19 protein-coding genes and 1 pseudogene are annotated in these 19,965 nt (G+C 37.2%); 13 read left to right on the top strand and 7 right to left on the bottom strand.

The features are described 5' to 3' along the window. Position 1: 1 nt before the first annotated feature. The 3 genes from J0L69_16475 to J0L69_16465 are packed head-to-tail and all read left to right on the top strand — an operon-like array spanning position 2 to position 1,781. Positions 2-640, top strand: a complete 639-nt coding sequence (locus J0L69_16475) for a LysE family transporter (GenBank protein MBN8694791.1) — start codon at positions 2-4, stop codon at positions 638-640. Beyond that, a complete protein-coding gene (locus J0L69_16470; GenBank protein ID MBN8694790.1) occupies positions 637-909 on the top strand; it encodes a DUF493 family protein in 273 nt (90 codons plus the stop codon). The genes J0L69_16475 and J0L69_16470 overlap by 4 nt, the downstream gene beginning before the upstream one ends. Further along, complete coding sequence (locus J0L69_16465; protein ID MBN8694789.1) at positions 909-1,781, top strand: aldose 1-epimerase family protein; 873 nt, start codon at positions 909-911, stop codon at positions 1,779-1,781. The genes J0L69_16470 and J0L69_16465 overlap by 1 nt, the downstream gene beginning before the upstream one ends. Here the strand turns inward: J0L69_16465 and J0L69_16460 are convergent. The 5 genes from J0L69_16460 to J0L69_16440 all read right to left on the bottom strand — a co-directional run bounded on the left by J0L69_16460 (position 1,768) and on the right by J0L69_16440 (position 5,490). Continuing rightward, complete coding sequence (locus tag J0L69_16460) at positions 1,768-2,691, bottom strand: hypothetical protein (protein MBN8694788.1); 924 nt, start codon at positions 2,689-2,691, stop codon at positions 1,768-1,770. The genes J0L69_16465 and J0L69_16460 overlap by 14 nt on opposite strands. Before the next feature lie 76 nt (positions 2,692-2,767). Further along, positions 2,768-3,142, bottom strand: coding sequence for a hypothetical protein (locus J0L69_16455; protein MBN8694787.1), 375 nt, complete (start codon positions 3,140-3,142; stop codon positions 2,768-2,770). Then, positions 3,143-4,183, bottom strand: coding sequence for a c-type cytochrome (locus tag J0L69_16450; protein ID MBN8694786.1), 1,041 nt, complete (start codon positions 4,181-4,183; stop codon positions 3,143-3,145). Between the two features lie 2 nt (positions 4,184-4,185). After that, positions 4,186-4,968, bottom strand: a complete 783-nt coding sequence (locus J0L69_16445; GenBank protein MBN8694785.1) for a hypothetical protein — start codon at positions 4,966-4,968, stop codon at positions 4,186-4,188. Between the two features lie 153 nt (positions 4,969-5,121). After that, on the bottom strand, positions 5,122-5,490 hold the full coding sequence (locus J0L69_16440; protein MBN8694784.1) for a hypothetical protein: 369 nt from the start codon (positions 5,488-5,490) through the stop codon (positions 5,122-5,124). 116 nt (positions 5,491-5,606) lie between these two features. Here J0L69_16440 and J0L69_16435 point away from each other — a divergent pair, with 116 nt between their 5' ends. Next, positions 5,607-7,046 (top strand): XylR N-terminal domain-containing protein, encoded by a 1,440-nt coding sequence (locus J0L69_16435; protein ID MBN8694783.1) that lies wholly within the window; start codon positions 5,607-5,609, stop codon positions 7,044-7,046. Here J0L69_16435 and J0L69_16430 read toward each other — a convergent pair. Next, complete coding sequence (locus J0L69_16430) at positions 7,043-8,518, bottom strand: NAD(P)/FAD-dependent oxidoreductase (GenBank protein MBN8694782.1); 1,476 nt, start codon at positions 8,516-8,518, stop codon at positions 7,043-7,045. The genes J0L69_16435 and J0L69_16430 overlap by 4 nt on opposite strands. A gap of 129 nt (positions 8,519-8,647) precedes the next feature. Between J0L69_16430 and J0L69_16425 the strand changes: the two genes are divergently transcribed. The 7 genes from J0L69_16425 (at position 8,648) to J0L69_16395 (ending at position 16,773) form a co-directional block, all read left to right on the top strand. Next, positions 8,648-11,437 (top strand): sodium-translocating pyrophosphatase, encoded by a 2,790-nt coding sequence (locus J0L69_16425; protein MBN8694781.1) that lies wholly within the window; start codon positions 8,648-8,650, stop codon positions 11,435-11,437. Positions 11,438-11,564: 127 nt separating this feature from the next. Further along, positions 11,565-12,809 (top strand): U32 family peptidase, encoded by a 1,245-nt coding sequence (locus J0L69_16420; GenBank protein MBN8694780.1) that lies wholly within the window; start codon positions 11,565-11,567, stop codon positions 12,807-12,809. Continuing rightward, positions 12,809-13,036: a ferredoxin gene (locus J0L69_16415; GenBank protein ID MBN8694779.1), complete on the top strand. Its 228-nt coding sequence runs from the start codon at positions 12,809-12,811 to the stop codon at positions 13,034-13,036. Before J0L69_16420 ends, J0L69_16415 begins: the two co-directional genes overlap by 1 nt. Positions 13,037-13,073: 37 nt before the next feature. Further along, entirely contained in the window at positions 13,074-13,532 is a 459-nt protein-coding gene (locus J0L69_16410; protein MBN8694778.1) for a hypothetical protein, read from the top strand. After that, positions 13,529-15,157, top strand: a complete 1,629-nt coding sequence (locus J0L69_16405; GenBank protein MBN8694777.1) for a T9SS type A sorting domain-containing protein — start codon at positions 13,529-13,531, stop codon at positions 15,155-15,157. The genes J0L69_16410 and J0L69_16405 overlap by 4 nt, the downstream gene beginning before the upstream one ends. A gap of 25 nt (positions 15,158-15,182) precedes the next feature. Next, positions 15,183-15,917 carry a 23S rRNA (guanosine(2251)-2'-O)-methyltransferase RlmB gene (rlmB, locus tag J0L69_16400; GenBank protein MBN8694776.1) on the top strand — a complete coding sequence of 245 codons (735 nt, stop codon included), beginning with the start codon at positions 15,183-15,185 and terminating at the stop codon, positions 15,915-15,917. 1 nt (position 15,918) lies between these two features. Continuing rightward, positions 15,919-16,773, top strand: a complete 855-nt coding sequence (locus tag J0L69_16395) for a hypothetical protein (protein ID MBN8694775.1) — start codon at positions 15,919-15,921, stop codon at positions 16,771-16,773. Here the strand turns inward: J0L69_16395 and hemL are convergent. Further along, the gene (hemL, locus tag J0L69_16390) at positions 16,756-18,036 is read right to left on the bottom strand and encodes a glutamate-1-semialdehyde 2,1-aminomutase (protein ID MBN8694774.1); all 1,281 of its coding nucleotides are present in this window, start codon (positions 18,034-18,036) and stop codon (positions 16,756-16,758) included. The two genes, J0L69_16395 and hemL, sit on opposite strands and share 18 nt — an antisense overlap. Positions 18,037-18,143: 107 nt before the next feature. Here hemL and J0L69_16385 point away from each other — a divergent pair. Both J0L69_16385 and kynU read left to right on the top strand, forming a co-directional pair. Continuing rightward, positions 18,144-18,521: pseudogene (locus tag J0L69_16385) on the top strand (GxxExxY protein). A 78-nt stretch (positions 18,522-18,599) separates the two neighbouring features. Beyond that, positions 18,600-19,862, top strand: coding sequence for a kynureninase (gene kynU, locus J0L69_16380; protein ID MBN8694773.1), 1,263 nt, complete (start codon positions 18,600-18,602; stop codon positions 19,860-19,862). Positions 19,863-19,965 lie beyond the last annotated feature (103 nt).

Genomic DNA, 19,965 nt, shown 5'->3' with positions numbered 1-19,965 from the left:
GTTGATTTTAAGTCTCATATATCAAACCATCATCATTGTTATTCTTTTGACCTTTTCGTTTGGTCCGGCATTTTTTGCATTAATTAATACCGGTATTAAACACGGTTACAGACCCGGAGCCTTACTCGCGGCGGGTGTTGTGTTATCCGATTTGTTTGTATGTATGATTATTATCGCGATGGTTCATTTTGGCGCCGTTAATTTTTTACAGGATGAAAAGAATCAGCGCTTCGCGGGAATTGTGGCGGGTATTATCTTAATTGTTTTTGGTGCGTTTTATTTTAGAAAGCCGGTAACAAAATCAGAGGAGAGTATTGAAATAAAAGTGCCTTCACCATTGATGTTAATTTTAAAGGGATTTTTCATGAACTTATTTAACCCTGCTGTCTGGTTTTTATGGTTAGGTAACGTTACTGCTGTTGGGAAAACATTCGACTATTCAATGATAAAAATGATAATTTATTTTTCGATAGTATTAGGGTTGGTATTGTTGGTTGAATTATTCAAAGTGTTTTTAGCTGGTAAAATCAAAAAGTTTCTCACCGATAAAATTATGTCAACAATTAATCACGTTACAGGCGCGGCATTAATTGTATTTGGCATCGTATTAATTTATAATCACTTTTTTTGGCATAAATGAGCAAGGTAAATTTCGAAGAACTAAGAAAAAAATTGAACGAAACTCAAACCTATCCTTCTGTGTATATGTTTAAGTTTATAATGAGTGCCGAACATCGTAAAATAGCGCTCATCGAAAATCTGTTTGGCGGCGATGCTGAGATCTATACAAAGGAGAGTGATAAAGGGAAGTACATTAGTATTACTGTGAAAGAAGTGGTAATGAGTACGGATGAAATCATAGATATATACAGTAAGGCGTCCGACATTGAAGGCGTTATGTTTTTATAATGGCGGTTTATTCCATCAATAATAGTTTTCTTGAAGTAAAAGTTAATTCATTTGGCGCGGAGTTAATTTCGTTATTAACCTCCGATGGAACTGAATTATTGTGGCAAGCCAGCAAAGATATTTGGCCACGATTCGCTCCGGTATTGTTTCCTATAGTCGGACGATTAAAAAATGGCCGTACCGAGTATAATGGTAATAGTTATAATTTAAGTCAGCATGGTTTCGCTCGCGATAAAGAGTTTGTTTTGATAGAGCAATCCAATAGTTGTTTGAAATTTGAACTTACGGCTGATGAAGCTACCCTTGAATTATTTCCTTTCCACTTCTCGTTAATCATAGCGTATACTTTAACAGACAATACGCTCGACGTGTCTTATCAGATATTCAATCCGGATAATAAGGAATTATTATTTAGTATCGGCGCGCATCCGGGATTTTCAACTACGCGATTCAGCGAAGAAAACATACACGATTATTATTTGGAAATAGACGGACTTTCTCATTTAACTGCGGAGCGATTGCAAGACGGTTTACTCAGCGGCAGTACTTATAATATCGATCTTGATAAAGGCGTATTGCCTTTAAGTATTGAGCTTTTCAATAATGATGCTTTGGTTTTTAAAAATAATCAGATTAACAGCATCAGACTTAAATCAAAAAAATCGAAGAATGTAATCGAGCTGATTTGTAAGGATTGGCCTTATTTTGGTATTTGGTCAAAAAAGGGATGTGATAAGTTTGTTTGCTTAGAGCCTTGGTACGGTATAACGGACACTACGAATAGCAAAGGAGAATTACAAAGCAAAGAGGGAATTATTAAATTAAATCCCTGCACTGTAAAAGCTGTAAGCTATCAAATTAGTTTACTTTAGGTTTTTTATTCAGGAGGTATTTAGTTTGGTTAAAATTGTAACTCAATCCAGCCATTACCCTACCGGCATTTTGTAAATTATCTCCTTGTTCTTCTTCATACGCACAAAACTGGTAAGCCAAGTTCAATCCAATATTCTTGTAGACTACATCAAGTCCCGGACCTAACATTAATGCATTCATTTTTGTATTTGATTGTAATATGTTTTTAACGATTAATCCATCTGTGTATTCGTAATACGATTGTATGGAAGGAATAACAAACCAGTTCTTTAGTTTAATACGGGCGAATATATTAAAGTATGTAGAGAAACTATTTGCGATTCTTTCTTTGTAATAGTTCTGACCATTGAATTTATACATCACATTGAGATTTATCCCAATTATTTTGTAGCCGGCAATGTAATTCATGTAAGTGAAATAATCTATGCTACCTGTACCTGTTTGTAATAGAAGGGGAATTCGGTTTCCTGCGGCATCTTTATCGTAATAATTTCCGCTTGGGATTTTTATTCCTGCACCCACTATTAAACGTTGCTGTATCTTCTCAACTTCAATTTTTCGGATGAGATGATAGCCAATAAAAAAGTTAGGGTCACCTATACCTAAAGTTGTTGCTATTGCAGTATCTTGTTTGCTTTTATTATAGTTAAATGGAACAATCCCATTAAGTTCAATTCTTTTATGAATATAATACTTCACACGTAACTCGTAAGTTTTGTATGATTCATAATCCTTCGAGGAATACGTTTTTTGGTATCCAGTTGTTGAACCGTGTTCGCCATGGGCTAATTTATAAGCTCCGGGCGTAAATAAATTACTTTTCTGATTATAAGTTCTGTAACCATTAAATGCTCTGTAGCGATGTAAAAAAGAAATTTGACTTTGATTGTCATATGGTGTGATTCCCATATAACAACCACATATGTCACATGCTTTTATACCGGAAAAATAAAATATGAACAGTAATATAGCTAAGCGGAGTTTATTAGTCGCCTTCTGTAACATAAATATCTGTATTTATTTCTTCGTTTGTTCTTAATTTAATGGGAACTCCACCGACAACTTCATAAGGCGCCGGTATTGCGTAATCTTTACCAACGGCATATAAGTAATAGCTTCCTTTATAAAATTTCACCGTGTAATTCCCTTCGGAATCTGCAATTACTTTGTCATCATAAACTGATACATCTTTCCCGGGGAATTCAGTGGCATTAAACTTAATATAAACAATTGCTTCCGGAATTCGTTTAGAGTGATGGAATACGGTTCCTTTCACTTCACTTTTTCCTCCGGTTTGATTTTTTTTGCAGCTAGCAAATAAAAGTATACTTAAAACTAATAAGCTTATGGTTTGTTTCATTTAGTTAGGGTCTTTAAATCGTTCGTCATATAAAAAATCATAATCACTTAGCGTAGATAGAAATTCAATAATATCTGCTTTCTCTTGCTCTGTAAGCGGAATACCTGTACTTAGTAATGGATCGAGTGTACTACTTGTATTAATCCCTGTGTCATAATGATCCAACACTTGTTTTAATGTAGTAAAGCGTCCATCGTGCATGTAAGGCCCGCTTTGCAAAACATTTCTTAAGGTTGGAACTTTAAATTTATAAAGATCGTTTAAGTCGCCTGTAATCCGCGCTCTGCCTGAATCTTGTAACGAGGCGTTGATGCTTAGTCCGTTATTCCTGTAAGTGAAATCAGATAATAATGGTTCGCTATGACACTGTGCACATTTGGATTTAAATAAATTGTACCCGCTTGTTTGCTGTGCAGTAAATTCTCCGCCTTGTTCTCCATTAATGTGTAAATCATACTTGCTTTTATAGCTATAAAGCATACCCATGAATTGCGCCATCGACTTAAAAATCCTCTCCGTATTTACAGTTTCATCACCATAGGCATTTTTGAATAAATTTTTGTATTTCTGGCTATTGCTTAATTTGTTAATCACATTCTGCATGGTTTCATCCATCTCTACCGGATTTGTAATTGGCGCCAATGGTTGTACTTCAATATGATTAACCCCTCCGTCCCACATAAAAGCTGGATGCCAATTTAAATTAAACAGCACAGGTGAATTACGGTTGCCTAATAAACCATCAATACCATGACTCACATCGTGTTCAGAATGAGCAAATGCAGCAAATTGCTGGTGACAACTTCCGCAAGAAACGGTATTGTCACGGGAAAGCATTTCTTCATAGAACAATTCGCGGCCTAATTTAAAACCATCTATAGTTAAAGGATTGTTTTGAAATTGATAGACAGGCTGAGGCCAACCCTTTGGAATTACCTGCTGAATGTTATCAGCAGGTAATTCGGGTTTGATTTCAGGATCAACCTTACAGCTAGTTAGTATAGTAATACTAAAAAGAAATATGATTTTTTTCCTGGTCATTATTAGTGATTATGAATGTGTTCAAGAGAAAACATATCGGCATAATTATCAGCAATCATTTTTGCCATGGTGCCGGGCATATGAACTGTGTGCATTGTAGCAAAGCTTACGGTATTAGGTGTTTTAAACCATTGCGAAAGGTCTGTTTTAAAATGCACAGTTGAACCATGCTCACCATTAATCGTTGCGGTAGAAGTACCAAACGACGGACTCACCGTTTTTAAAGTATTGTTGACTCCTGAGAATCCACCAACATGAAATTTCAAAGCTTTGCTTGCGTTTCCGGATTGTGGTGAAGTCCCTTCCATCTTAGCCATAATGTATCCGCTGCTCCAACTCCAGAACATTCCGTTAACCGGATCTAATGCTCCTGATTGAACACCGCTTACATTACGAGTAGAATCAACTCCTATTAAAAAGGTAATTGCTTTGTATGTTCCATTAGGAACTCCACCAATACTTACCACCGGATTTGAGGTGCCATTATGCGTCACCAAGTAGTAGCTATTAGGTACAGTATACGTGCTATTGTCACTTTTGGTTAATACAACATTACTGATGTAATATTTAAATAAGCTTACATTAAAAGTATCTCCATTTGCATTAAGGTAATTTTGAGTGTTAAACACTAGGGCGTTGGTGTCAACCATAGCCTCAAATTCAAGTTCCAATGTACCTTCGCTTGCTTCATGGGTGTGGTTATCTTCAGGTTCAACCGGGTCTTTTTTACATGAAATAAAAGCTACACTTAAAAAAAGTGTGATGATTAATAATTTAGTTTTCATAATTTTTTTGTTTTTTGTGATTTAATTTTTTTAATATTTTAATAATATCTAAATAAATGCCAACCAATACGGCAAGCATAATAATTGCGATACCGCCTAACAGTTTCATAAATAATTCTAATAAGTGAATAAATGATTTTTAGAAAATAAAAATCAAGAAATCTGGGGTGGATGAAAAATACTCAAAGGATAATCCTTGGTTGGCTTATCCATATAAATAAAATGAATATTTGAAATTATTTGACCTGTTTCTATTGTTTGATTTAATTGGACCGGGATATAAAAAGTTTCTGATTTATCTTTGGGTAAATTAGGAAGCGGGCTTTCTGATTTTTCTTCTTTCTCCAATGATTCTTTTAAACAACATCCACCCTCACAATCATTGTTCGCAATTTCTTTCTTAACACACAAATTTTTGGCAATGAAGTCTTGATTTAATTTAAAATTTACATAAATGATAAATTTAGCTGAAGCTTGAATCAGGAAGACAGAAAGAAGTACTATGGAAATTAAGTTCCTCACGTTGTAAAGATACTTCCTAAAATATCTAAAACCTAGCTTTTTACTCAATAGCTAACATAAATCACTAATTTTGTTTACTTTAGTGTAAAGGTTCTTGATTCGATTAATTATGAGCAATGCCTGAAAACCTTAAAGAAATAAAGCGCTTAAAACGCATCATTGAAGAATTAAGTGAGGAAAACGCCGATCTTAAAAAGCAATTACTAAAACCTGATAACAAACCAAAGGTAAGTGCGCCGGAGGTATTTAAACCTATTTTCAAAAAGGCAGAGGAAACCGTAGGCGCTTATTTTAAAAATTTAAAGTTTTCTCCTTCGGAAGGTACAATTGAAATCAACGATCAACGTTATGTGCTGGTGCGGGCGTCGGCGCTCTCTTATGAGTTTTTAAATTCCTTTGTTCAATTGTATAGCAATAGAGGTGAGGACGAAGCGATCGGAATTGCAAAGAATATTTTATTTGACTTAGCACATTTAATCGGAATGGAGGATGCTAAAAACTTCCACAAGAAAATGAAGTTGAAAGATCCAATTAGCAAGTTGTCTGCCGGACCTGTTCATTTTGCTTATTCTGGTTGGGCATTTGTTGATATTCTTCCTGAAAGTAAACCAAGTCCGGATGAAAATTGCTTTTTGAAATATCATCATCCGTTTTCATTTGAGGCCGATAGTTGGATAAGGGCCGGTAAAAAGTCAAAAACACCGGTTTGCATTATGAACTCAGGTTATTCCAGCGGCTGGTGTCAAGAAAGTTTTGGTGTTCCATTAACTGCTGTGGAAATTTCTTGCAGAGCGAAAGGCGATAAGCATTGTACATTTATTATGGCGCCGCCTCATAAAATTGATGCCTATCTTAAAAAAGCAAAGCGAGAAAAAAAGAGCGATGCAATTTCCATTCCTGCTTTTTTGGAAAGAAAGAACATCGAAGAAAAATTAAAATCTTCGCTTAACGAAAAAGAATTTTTGATTAAAGAAATTCATCACCGGGTGAAGAATAATTTGCAAATCGTTTCCAGTTTACTGAATTTACAGGCGGAGAAAATCAACGATTCAGAAGCAAAGGAAAAATATACAGAGAGCATTGGTCGAATCAAGTCAATGGCGATCATACACGAGCTTTTATACCGATCAAAGAATTTATCGCAAATTAATATTAAGGAGTACTTACAAGAATTAGTCAGTTTTATTTCTTCTACTTACCGTGTTAATAAGGATATAAAAGTAAACCTGAAAGTTTTGGTGAGCGAACAGTTTATTGAGATTGATAAAGCGATTCCGTGTGGCATTATCATCAATGAGCTTCTTTCTAACTCTTTTAAACATGCATTTAAGAACACAACTAAAGGGCGCGTTGATATTTTATTTGCTACTCGAAAAAACGCGAAGACACATTATTTATTAAAAGTCTCTGATAACGGTTCCGGAATAAAAGGAAAAATAAATTTGAAGAATCCTTCCACTTTGGGCTTGCAATTAATTACAGCTTTAACGGATCAATTAGATGGTAAATTAAGAACCGAAGTTAAATCCGGTACCGCCTTTACTTTCGAATTTTAAACCAAACTATTGATTGGCGTACATACGCCATTTTCACAAACGTAACATTTTAAACGATCGTTGAAGATGTACGGTTTGTAAATGGATTTATTAAGTAACATACGTAAACATTCCTGAACACCTTCAATAATACTTGGATGCGGATGCATCATGTCGGCGAGTTCACGTATTCCCTGATTGGTATGAATTAAATAGGCCACGCCTTGAATGGCACTACTGGCATGTTCACCAACTACGCGCATTCCTAATATGCGCATACCACTATCATTAGTTACAATGATTTTAAAAAAGCCTTTTGTTTTTCGCATCGCAATGGCGCGCGCATTGGTACTATAATCGAGCTTCACTACTTTATGCGGAATTCCTTTGGCATTGCATTCTTGTTCATTCATTCCAACGGCGGCCACTTCCGGATTTAAAAACATGATAGTAGAAATGTTTTTGTAGGTAAGCGGTTTAATAGTAGGACCAAACATTCTTACTACGGCATGTCGCGCTTCGCGTTCGCCAACATTTACTAAAGCCATTTCAGTTGTTACATCGCCGGCAACATATATATTACTAATGTTGGTTTGTGTATCGTCATCCCAAACACAACCACGCTCATTTAATTTCACATCTGCATTTTCCAAACCTAAATTCTCAATATTCGGAACACGTCCTATAGAGACCAAGGCTTTCTCAACTCTTAAAACTTCATTTCTTCCGTCTTTGTAGGTTAATTCGTATTCTACACCCTCCGGCTTAATATCCATACGTTTTAAAGAAGCGCCGCTATGAACCACGGCCCCATTCGAGGTTAGATTGTCCGTGACTACTTTTGCTACATCTTCATCTTCAAAAGGCAAAATACGTTCGGCTTTATCAATTAAATAAACTTTAGTTTGTCCGAGGTTGGAAAAGATTGTAGCAAATTCGCAACCAATCACACCGGCACCTAACACAACAATACTTTTCGGAATTGTTTTTAAATTTTTTATGCCATCGCTTGTAATGATGGTTTGTTCGTCGACCGTTATATTCTGCGGAATGCGAGGTCGGCTTCCGGTTGCTATTAAAATATGATCTGCAGTAAATTCTTTTTTGGAACCATCCTCTTTTGTAACGAGTACGGTATGCTTATCAACGAAGGCTGCCGTTCCTTTTTCGTAAAAAAATAAATGGTTTCTGAACTTTTGAAGCAGGTGCAAGTGAATCGTCATTTGCGATTTGCGTTCAAATACGGCTTCATTCACTGTTTTAGACAATTCGGAATAGCTTATTTTGTAATCCGGAATAGTTTCACGGATAGAAGCTACTTTCATCGAACTTTCCCACAACGTTTTGGACGTAAGAACGCCGTCGTAAACGCCTGCACCACCTATTTTTTTCTTTTCGATTAATAGAACCTTTTTCCCAAAATCAATGGCGCGCATGGCCCCCGCATATCCGCTCGGACCGCCGCCAATAACTATTAAATCGAAGTGTTGCATAGCAAGTGCTGCAAATATAAAGGTAAAGGACCTAAATCACTATTTTATGTAAGTTATTGATATACAAATCAATATATAATTTCATATTTCCAACAATTTTCCTATTTTTGCACCCCTATATTATTAATTATGAACGAGAACGTTATTTATTTGATTCCTGTACTTGGAATTATCGGTTTGTTAGTAATGGCAGTAAAATCGGCTTGGGTTAGTAAACAAGATGCCGGTGATGCCAATATGAAAGAGCTTGCAGGTTATATTGCCTCAGGCGCTATGGCTTTTTTGAAAGCTGAATGGAAAGTTTTAGGTTATTTCGTAGTTGTAGCGGCTATCCTTTTGGGATGGAGCGGTACTATTCATGAAGTAAATGGCCGCGAAATCCACTCACACTGGATTATTGCTGTTGCATTTATTATTGGTGCCGTTTTTTCTGCAACTGCAGGATATATTGGTATGAAAGTAGCTACAAAAGCTAACGTTCGTACTACTCAAGCAGCACGTACTTCTTTAGCACAAGCTTTAAAAGTATCATTTACAGGTGGTACTGTAATGGGATTAGGTGTTGCTGGTTTAGCAGTGTTTGGATTAGGCGGTTTATTTATCGTATTCTATGGTATGTTTGTGGATAGCGTTACCGGCGAAGGTATGCAACGTGCTATCGAGGTATTAACCGGTTTCTCTTTAGGTGCTGAATCTATCGCGTTATTTGCACGTGTTGGTGGTGGTATATATACAAAGGCTGCTGACGTTGGAGCTGACTTAGTAGGTAAAGTAGAAGCAGGTATTCCTGAAGATGACGTTCGTAACCCTGCAACAATTGCAGACAACGTAGGTGATAACGTAGGTGACGTAGCAGGTATGGGTGCCGATTTATTCGGTTCTTACGTTGCTACCATTTTAGCAACAATGGTATTAGGTCAGGAAATTGATGCAACCGGCGATAAATTCAATGGTCTTTCTCCGATTTTATTACCAATGTTAATTGCAGGTTTAGGAATTATTTTCTCTATCATCGGTACCATGTTTGTTCGTGTGAAGGGTGAAAAGGATTCTGTACAAAACGCGTTAAATCTTGGTAACATCATTTCTATTGTATTAACCGTTGTAGCATCATATCCTTTAGTAAAATGGATGTTGCCTGAAACTCTTAGCTTACGTGGATATGAATTCACCAGCATGAGTGTTTTCATTGCAATTTTAATTGGTTCTATCGTTGGTGCGATCATGAGTTGGATTACTGAATACTATACCGCAATGGGTAAACGTCCGGTAAATTCTATCATTCAAAAATCTGCAACCGGACACGCTACAAATATTATCGGTGGTTTATCAGTTGGTATGGAATCTACTGTTGTTCCTACAATCGTATTAGCTGCAGGTATCATGAGTTCTTATTATTTCGCAGGTTTATATGGTGTGGCTATCGCTGCTGCAGGTATGATGGCAACTGCTGCTATGCAATTAGCAATTGATGCTTTCGGTCCGATTGCTGATAACGCAGGTGGTATCGCTGAGATGAGTCAGTTACCTCCTGAAGTTCGTGAGCGTACGGATAATTTAGATGCAGTTGGTAACACCACTGCAGCAACCGGTAAAGGTTTTGCTATTGCTTCTGCAGCTTTAACTTCATTAGCTTTATTCGCAGCGTTTGTTGGTGTAGCAGGAATTTCTGCTATCGATATTTATAAAGCTAATGTATTAGCAGGTTTATTTGTTGGTGCAATGATTCCATTTATCTTCTCGGCTTTAGCAATTGCTGCTGTAGGTCGTGCTGCAATGGACATGGTACAGGAAGTGCGTCGTCAGTTCCGCGAAATTCCTGGTATTATGGAATACAAAGCAAAACCTGAGTACGAAAAATGTGTGGCTATCTCAACAAAAGCTTCGATCCGCGAAATGATGATGCCGGGTGCTATCGCTTTAATTACTCCGGTAATCGTTGGTTTCATTTTCGGTCCTGAAGTATTAGGTGGTTTATTAGCAGGTGTTACTGTATCAGGTGTATTATTAGGTATCTTCCAAAATAATGCCGGTGGTGCTTGGGATAACGCTAAGAAATCTTTCGAAAAAGGTGTATTAATTAACGGTGAGATGTTCTACAAAAAATCTGAACCACACAAAGCATCTGTAACAGGTGATACAGTTGGTGATCCATTCAAGGATACTTCAGGTCCATCTATGAATATCTTAATTAAATTAATGAGTATCGTTTCTTTAGTTATCGCTCCTTATATCGCTGTTACAGGTGGTGAAGGTGGAGAATGTTGCGAAAAAGGAATGGTGACTGAAGAAGTATTAAAGTGTAACATTAACGGACAAGAATATACTTGTACCAGCAAAGAACAATGCGACAGCATCATGAATGCTAACAAAAAGAGCATCGATGAATTAAACGGTGCTTATGAAGTAGATGCTTCTCATAGTTCAATTGCTTTCAGTGTACGTAACGTGGTTACGGATGTGAAAGGTACAATTCAAATTGATAGCGGTTATGTTAACTTACAAAACGCTAACGGACCAAAAATCTTTATCGTAATGAATATGGAGTCAATCAACACTCAAAATTCAATGCGTGATGGTCACTTAAAAGAAAAACCTGAATTGTTCGAAACAGCTAAATATAAAACAGCAACTTTCGAAGCTTCTGAAGTTGTAAAAGACGAAGATGCAGCTGCTGAATACGCTTACATCGCAAAAGGTAAATTAACTTTAAAAGGTGTAACGAAGGATTTCGAATTGTATTTTAATTACATGGGAACTTCAATGCAGGATTATGGTGATCACGGTAAATATAACATCGCAGGTTTTGAAGCGCGTGGTGCTATCAGCCGCGGTGAATTTGGAATCGGTGGTGGCTTAACAGTTGGTGAAAACGTGAAGTTGAACATTACTGTTGAAGCAATGCAGCCGGCAAAATAATTTAACGAATCATTTTAAAAAGCCTCCATAGAAATATGGGGGCTTTTTTATTGATTTTTCATTGGTAAAAATGACTTTAGTCATACACATTCTTCTGTGTTTGTCATAATTTCACGCGACAAATTCCATGAACAATTCAAGTCAGAAAATAGAATTAATGTCGCCGGCCGGTTCGTTCGAATCGTTAATGGCGGCTATTAAAGCAGGATGTAATTCTGTTTACTTTGGTGTTGAACAATTAAACATGCGTGCACGCAGCGCCAATAATTTCACACTGGAAGATTTAAAGCAAATTGCTCAGATAGGAAAAGATAATGATGTAAAGACGTATTTAACGCTTAACACGGTGTTGTATGATCATGATATTGCTTTAATGAAAAGTATTGTGAATACAGCTAAGGAAAGCGGTATCACGGCCATTATTGCCTCTGATCATGCTGTATTGAATTACGCGAAGAAAGAAGGCGTTGAAGTGCATATTTCAACACAGGCGAATATTTCAAACATTGATACGATAGAGTTCTACGCCAATTTTGCGGATGTAGTTGTTCTCGCCCGCGAATTAAGTTTAAAGCAAGTTGCGGAAATCACCCGTGAAATTAAACGTAGAAACATCACCGGTCCGGCAGGAAGATTAATTGAAGTAGAAATCTTCGCGCACGGCGCCTTATGCATGGCTATTTCAGGAAAATGTTATTTGAGTTTGCATTCGAATTACGCTTCTGCTAATCGTGGTGCCTGCATTCAAAATTGCCGCAAAAGTTATATCGTTACCGACAAAGAAGACGGTGTAGAATTTGAAGTTGACAACGAATACATCATGTCGGCAAAGGATTTATGCACTATTGATTTTCTTGATCAAATTTTAGATGCCGGCGTGTCTGTTTTAAAAATTGAGGGACGCGGACGCTCTGCAGATTACGTTTACACGGTTACCAAATGTTACCGTGAAGCCATCGATTCCTATAATGAAGGGACTTACACCCAAGAGAAAATTGAAGACTGGAAGAAACAATTAGAGACGGTTTTCAACCGCGGATTTTGGGATGGCTATTATCTTGGAAAGAAAATGGGAGAATGGAATAAAGAATATGGAAGCAATGCCACCAAGCGTAAAATTTATATTGGTCGCGGATTAAAGTATTTTGAAAAATCCGGTGTGGGAGAATTTAAATTGGAATCTCATAATTTAAACGTGGGCGATGAAATCATGATTACAGGACCAACTACCGGTTATATTGAAACTAAAGTTGCTGAATTAAGATTAGAGGATAAGGCAGTGGAGAAGGTAAACAAAGGTGATGTTTTTACTTTTCCGGTTTCAGAGAAAGTTCGTCCTTCCGATAAATTATATAAAGTTGTGGATGCCTGATGGTACGCATTATTCAGCAGCGCGATAAATGTATTGGTTGCAATGCCTGCGTAGAAGCAGCATTTGATCGTTGGCGTGTTTCGCGAAGGGATGGGAAATGTACTTTGGTAGGCGGTATTGATAAAAAAGGATTTTATCAGGTTTTAGTTAACGACCACGAATACGAAGATAATTTAAGAGCCGCTGCAAATTGTCCGGTTAAGATTATTCAGGTAATGAAGGTTTAGGTCTTTACTTTTTCAACTTATTTGCTTAGCTTTAACTATGGCAAATAAGGAACTCTTCTTCACGCAGGAATATATTCCTCTTCTTAAAAAACTAAACGGTAACGAAAAGGGCAATTGGGGTGTATTGTCGCCACAAGGCATGATAGAACACATGACCGATTCCATTGGTATAGCCTGGAAACGTGTTGAGCACCCGTTGCAAACGCCTGAAACAATTTTGGAGAAAGTGAGAAGTTTTGCTTTAAGTGATAAGGAGTTTAAGCCCGGCACCAAAAATTCCTTAATGACAGAAGAGGCTGCGCCCTTACGTAATTTCAGCATAGAGGCGGCCATTACAGAAATTGATAGAGAAATCAAATCCTTTGTCGATTTCTATAAGAAAAATCCCAATGCTGTTGTAATGAATCCATTCTTTGGCGATTTTAATTACGAGCAATGGTTGCATTTGTTACATAAGCATGCTTTACATCATTTGAAACAATTTAATTTAGCTTGAGAAAAATCTTCTGCATAATCGTAATCTTAATTGCTTTATTCTCAAATGCACAAGTTCCGAATTGGCAATGGGCAAAAAGTCACGGCAGCACAGCTTCAGAAAATATTTCAGGTCTGGCTGTAAATAGCATCGGCGAATCTTATACTTGTGGTTATTATTTCAGTTCTAATTTTACAATCGGCACATATACTTTAACCAACAATGGTAATTACGATTCTTATGTTGCCAAGTTTGATGTGAATGGAAATCCATTATGGGTAAAAAGTTTTGGCGGCGGTTTTGATGATAATGCCAATGCTATTGCCATAGATGCTATAGGTAATTCGTATGTTGTAGGAAGTTTCATTAGTGCAAGCATGGTTTGCGGTACCACAACCTTAACTAATTCTGCTTTCGGTGACATGTTTATTGTAAAAATGGATGTGAATGGAAATATATTGTGGGCGAAAAATTTCGGGGATGGCGGAAGTACCGTTGCTAATGCAGTTGCAGTTGAAGCTAGCGGTAATGTATTGATAACGGGCTATTACAACAGTGCCACCTTAACCATGGGAACTTTTACTTTAAACACTTTCGGAAACAATGATGCTTTTGTTGCTAAACTGGATGCCAGCGGAAATGTAATGTGGGCACAAAGCTTTGGTGATAATCTCGCTGAAAATGCTAATGGGATTACGGTTGACCCTTCCGGAAATTCTTATGTTACCGGATTGTACAAAAGTTCAAGCCTAACGGTTGGTACCACTACGCTTAACAACACGTCTCCTGCCAGCGCAGATATTTTTCTGATTAAATTGAATAACATGGGAAATGTTTTAACTGCAACAACGTTTGGAGACATGCTGGATGAGGTAGCAACCGGAATAACGCGTGACATCAATGGAAATATTATTCTAACAGGATATTATTTTAGTCCGAGTTTAACGATTGGCACATCCACATTAAGTAATTATGGTAGTCGCGATATGTTGGTAATTAAAACCAATTCGAATTGTGTTTCGCAATGGGCACAAGGTGGGGGTGGTAATAACGATGATTACGGTTATGGTATTGGGGTTGATGCGGTAGGACGAATTTATGTAAACGGACATAATCACAGTTTCCTGGCTTCATTCGGAACTCAGACTTTAAGTTTTGGTGGAGTGGGCGATGCTTTTTTAGTAGCGTATAGTCCAACCGGGACAGCCTTATGGGCGGACGGCGTAGGCGGAGGAACAGATGATGGTTGGAATGCCTTGGCTTTGGACGGCGCCGGAAATATTTATTGCGGGGGCTATTTTTCAAGTACGTCGGTGAGCTTGGGAGCTACTAGTTTAAATTGTAATGGAAGCGGTGATTTGTTATTGGCAAAAATGTTGAATACAACCGGACTAGAAGTTATAGCTAAAAATGAGAATGATTTTGTCATGTATCCAAATCCAAGTTCGGGTATCGTTAATTTCAGATTATTACCGGAGGAGGGTTTTGATTTAGAAGTTTACGATGCGCAAGGAAAATCACTTATCAATTTTAACCACCAACCGGCTAGTTTGGCTTTGGATTTTAGCAATTATCGCAAGGGAATCTATTTGGTTCGTGTGACTAAAGGTGAATTTGTTCTCACTAAAAAACTCATCATTAATTAAATTTTAATAAGTACCTTTACCGCACATGAATGAAGGTACACTCATATTCGGAATTCGCGCCATTATTGAAGCGATAAACGCCGGTAAAGCCATTGATAAAATTTTATTACAAAAAGGATTATCCAATGAATTGTTTAATCAGTTACGTCAGGCATTGCGTGGTTCTGAAATTCCGTTTCAGTTTGTGCCTCCTGAGAAACTAAAGCGACTTACCGATAAAAATCACCAAGGTGCCATTGCATACATTGCCGAAGTAAATTATTACAGCACGGAAGATTTATTGGCAGAAGTTTTTGAAGCCGGCAAAACACCTTTAGTTTTAATTCTTGATCGCGTTACTGATGTGCGCAATTTCGGTGCCATTGCCCGCAGTGCCGAATGTGCAGGTGTTGATTTTATTGTTATTCCCAGCAGAGGAGCAGCGCAAATTAACGGTGATGCTATCAAAACCAGTGCAGGAGCTTTACATCGATTAAAAGTTTGCAGAGAGGATAATTTAAAGCACACCATAGAGTATTTAAAGGAATATGGTTTGCAAATAGTAGCCTGCCACGAGAAGACAGATAAATTAATTTACGATGCCGATTTCAAAAAGCCAACAGCCATTATTATGGGCTCCGAGGAAAATGGAATTAGCGGGGAGTATTTAAAGCGCAGCGATGTACAGGTTAAAATTCCTATGACCGGAAATATCGCATCTTTAAACGTATCTGTAGCCACAGGCGTGGTGTTGTTTGAAGTAGTTCATCAACGTTTATAGATTGTCACAACAAAGCAAAATATCTAACTCGTTTTTTGATTTCTTCGGCTTTTCAAATTTATTTCTTGCTATTGCCGTTTGTTGTTCAACGTTTCAAGGCGCATTCATTTTTGACAACATTGCACAACCTTCTTTTTCATTCGCGATTTTAAATTTCGCCGCGGCTTTTTTTCTTTACAATTTACAGCGTGTGTATCAAAGCACTTTACCTACAACGGATCATCGTTTGCATTGGTATAGAAAGAATAAGAAATGGATTTTTACACTGGCTATTCTTTTTGTTTTCGGATTTTGGGAAGTGGTATGGCGTATTTTTATGACCTATAGTGAAGGTATATTTGTTTATAGCATTTGTGCTTTTTTAAGTTTGTTATATTTTCTTCCCCCTCTCAGTTTACGAAAAGTGAAATTCGTGAAGCAATTTGCCATCGCATTTGTATGGGTCACCGTTTGCATTGTTATTCCTTTTATGTTTCATGACAATGAATTTACGGGCATAAGAGCTTTTACCAAAGACGAGTGGCTATATGTAATATCTCAATTCTGTTTTATTGCCGCGCTGTGTATTCCTTTCGATATCAGAGATTACGTGAAAGACAAATCGGAGGGAACTCAATCATTCCCTGTTTCTATTGGAATTAAGAACAGTAAGCGAGTGGCAATAGGATTAATGCTGATTTATTTTATCCTGTCTTTTTTTATTGAGGTAAGAAGCCTGATTGTCATTCGCGGATTAATTTTTATGGTAACAGTAATCGTGATTACTCAGGCCAACGAAAAACGCCATCCGTATTATTTTGTTTATTTAACGGACGGAATAATTATTCTGCAAACATTACTATTGTACGTGTTGTAAGGCTTTATGAAAAGCTGCAATGGTTTTCGTGATGTCATCATCGCTGTGCGCTTCACTCATAAATCCAACTTCATAACCGGAAGGTCCCATGTAAATACCATGTTCTAATAAATGATGGTACATGGTACGGAAGTATTGCATTGAATCCGCATCAATATCTTCTGCTGTTTGAATTTTGTCTTTATCTGTAAATGCAATCCAGAAAATACTTCCAACTGAAAACACTTTAAAGTTTTTTGTTTTGAATTGCGATAATCCGCTTAGTAATTTCTGAGTTTTACTTTCCAGTTTTTTATAGAAGTTAGGCTTTAAGCATTCGCTGAGTTGCGCGATACCGGCACTCATGGCAACAGGATTTCCACTTAAAGTTCCCGCTTGGTATACGCCACCTTCCGGAGAAATTTTACTCATGATTTCTTTACTCGCACCATACGCGCCTACAGGGAATCCGCCACCAATGATTTTTCCATAAGTAATAATATCAGGTTTAATGTTGTAATAACCCGCCGCACCGGTAAATCCTACTCTGAATCCGCTGATCACTTCATCAAACAATAAGAGCGTTCCGTTTTTTGTACAAATATCTCTGAGGAATTGTAAATAATCTTTGTCTTGCAATAATAATCCATTGTTAGCAGGAATCGGTTCAATAATAACGCAAGCAATCTGATTATGAAATTGCGCAAACGCTTCTTCCACTGCTTTTTTATTATTTAATGAAACAACAATAGTTTCATTAACAAAACTCTCAGGTACGCCTGCAGAAGATGTATTACCAAAAGTAACTAAACCTGAACCCGCTTTTACCAACAAAGAATCACTGTGGCCGTGATAACATCCTTCAAATTTTAAAATTTTATTTCTGCCTGTAAATCCTCTTGCTAATCGGATGGCGCTCATGACTGCTTCTGTTCCGCTACTGACAAAACGAATTTTTTCAATAAATGGATTGTTACTTAAAATTAATTCGGCCAATTCATTCTCTAGGCGTGTCGGAGCTCCAAACGAAGTACCGTTACGCATGGTTTTTTCCACCGCATTAAGAACTTTTTCATTCGCGTGTCCTAAAATCAATGGACCCCAGCTACAGCAATAATCTACTAATTCATTCCCGTCAGCATCCCAAATATGCGAACCTTTACCCTTTTCAATAAATAAAGGTGTTCCGCCCACGCTTCTGAATGCGCGTACCGGAGAGTTTACGCCACCGGGGAAGAAATTTTTAGCTTTTTCGAATAATTGTGCAGAGTTGCTGTTTTTCATAGAAAAAAATTTAGGTGCAAAGTTATATATTTGTTAGCTAACAATATAATTTTTAGTTTCACGCAGAGACGCAAAGGCGCAGAGAGCTGTATGATAGGTAAAGTTTTATGACAGAGAATGAGATTTCAGGATATTTGTTGGACTTATTTATTAAGATTCATACGCAGCTTGGTCCTGGCTTATTAGAGAGTGTTTATGAAGAGGTTATTTGCTTCGAACTAAGTCAGTCTAAAATTCCGTTTAAGAAGTAGTGTGGAATACCGGTAGTGTATAATGGATTTAAGCTTGATTTGGGATTTAGAGCGGATATAATTGTAGATGAGAAGGTTATTGTTGAGATTAAATCTATCGAACAACTGGCTCCTGTGCATCATAAACAATTGCTCACTTATTTGAGATTAACTAATATTAAATTGGGTCTTTTAGTTAATTTTAATGTAGATTTAATGAAGAACGGATTTCATAGAATAGTAAATAAATTATAAATAGTTTTAATAAAAAACTCTGCGTGCTCCGCGCCTCTGCGTGACACTTTTAAAATGAGTTGTAATTGAATTAATCATATGAACTTTCAAAACACAAAAGAATTTGCACAACAAAGTGATAAAGCTGATAAATTAAGTGTTTATCGTCAACGCTTTTTATTTCCACAACATAACGGACAAGATGTAGTGTATTTCACTGGAAACTCTTTGGGATTGCAACCTAAAACAACCCAGTCGTATATACAGCAAGAATTGGAAGATTGGGCGAAGTTTGGTGTGGAAGGGCATTTCCTGGCTAAACATCCATGGATGCCATACCATGAATTTCTTACCGATAAAATGGCAAAAATCGTTGGGGCACTTCCTGAAGAAACAGTCATGATGAATCAATTAACTGTTAATCTTCATTTATTGATGGTTTCTTTTTACCGACCAACTAAGCAGCGTTATAAAATTCTTTGTGAGGCAAAGGCGTTTCCTAGCGATCAATATGCTTTACAATCGCAAATAAAATTCCACGGTTATTCTATCGAAGATGCTTTAATAGAAATTTCTCCAAGAGAAGGTGAGTATACCATTCGTCATGAAGATATTTATTCTGCGATTGAGAAGAACAAAGATTCATTAGCATTGATAATGATTGGTGGCGTGAATTATTTTACGGGTCAGGTTTTCGATATGAAAGCGATTACGGAAGCCGGACATAAAGCAGGCGCCATTGTAGGATTTGATTTAGCGCACGGCGCCGGAAATTTAAAATTAGCATTGCACGATTGGGGTGTTGATTTTGCTGCATGGTGCAGTTATAAATATTTGAATAGCGGTCCGGGCAGTGTTGCGGGAGCCTTCGTACACCAAAAACATTTAAAGAATACGGATTTGCCAATGTTTGCAGGATGGTGGGGCCATGATAAGAAAACCCGTTTCTTAATGGACAAAACATTTGTACCTATGCAAACGGCTGAAAGATGGCAAATGAGTAATGCGCCAATTTTTGCAATGGCAGCATGTCGCGCCTCATTAGATATTTTTGATGAAGTAGGCATGGATGCGTTGGTGGAAAGAAGCAAGCGGTTAACTGCCTATCTTGAATTTATTGTTGGAGAGGTGAACAAGCAAAAAAATAATTGCTTGGAAATTATTACACCAAAAGAAAACAGAGGATGTCAGATTTCAATTGTTGCGAATGGATACGGAAAGCCATTGTACAATAAATTAATCGAAAACGGTGTGATTCCGGATTGGCGTGAACCAAACGTAATACGTTGTGCACCTGTGCCTTTATATAATTCTTTCGAGGATATTTTCAGGTTCGGACAAATCTTAAATTCGCTTTTATAAAAATATTTTTTTGGTGAATTGATTTTTTTAATACTTTTGAAGCGTTAATGAAAAAACAATTTGTAAATAATTCTTGGTGGTGGTTCGCGACACATGTTGTGAA

Source organism: Bacteroidota bacterium, assembly GCA_017303905.1.
Classification (GTDB): Bacteria; Bacteroidota; Bacteroidia; order B-17B0; family Aurantibacillaceae; genus JAHEYG01.
Note: the sequence above shows the minus strand (reverse complement) of the source record. Positions and strands in the feature narration are given on the sequence as shown.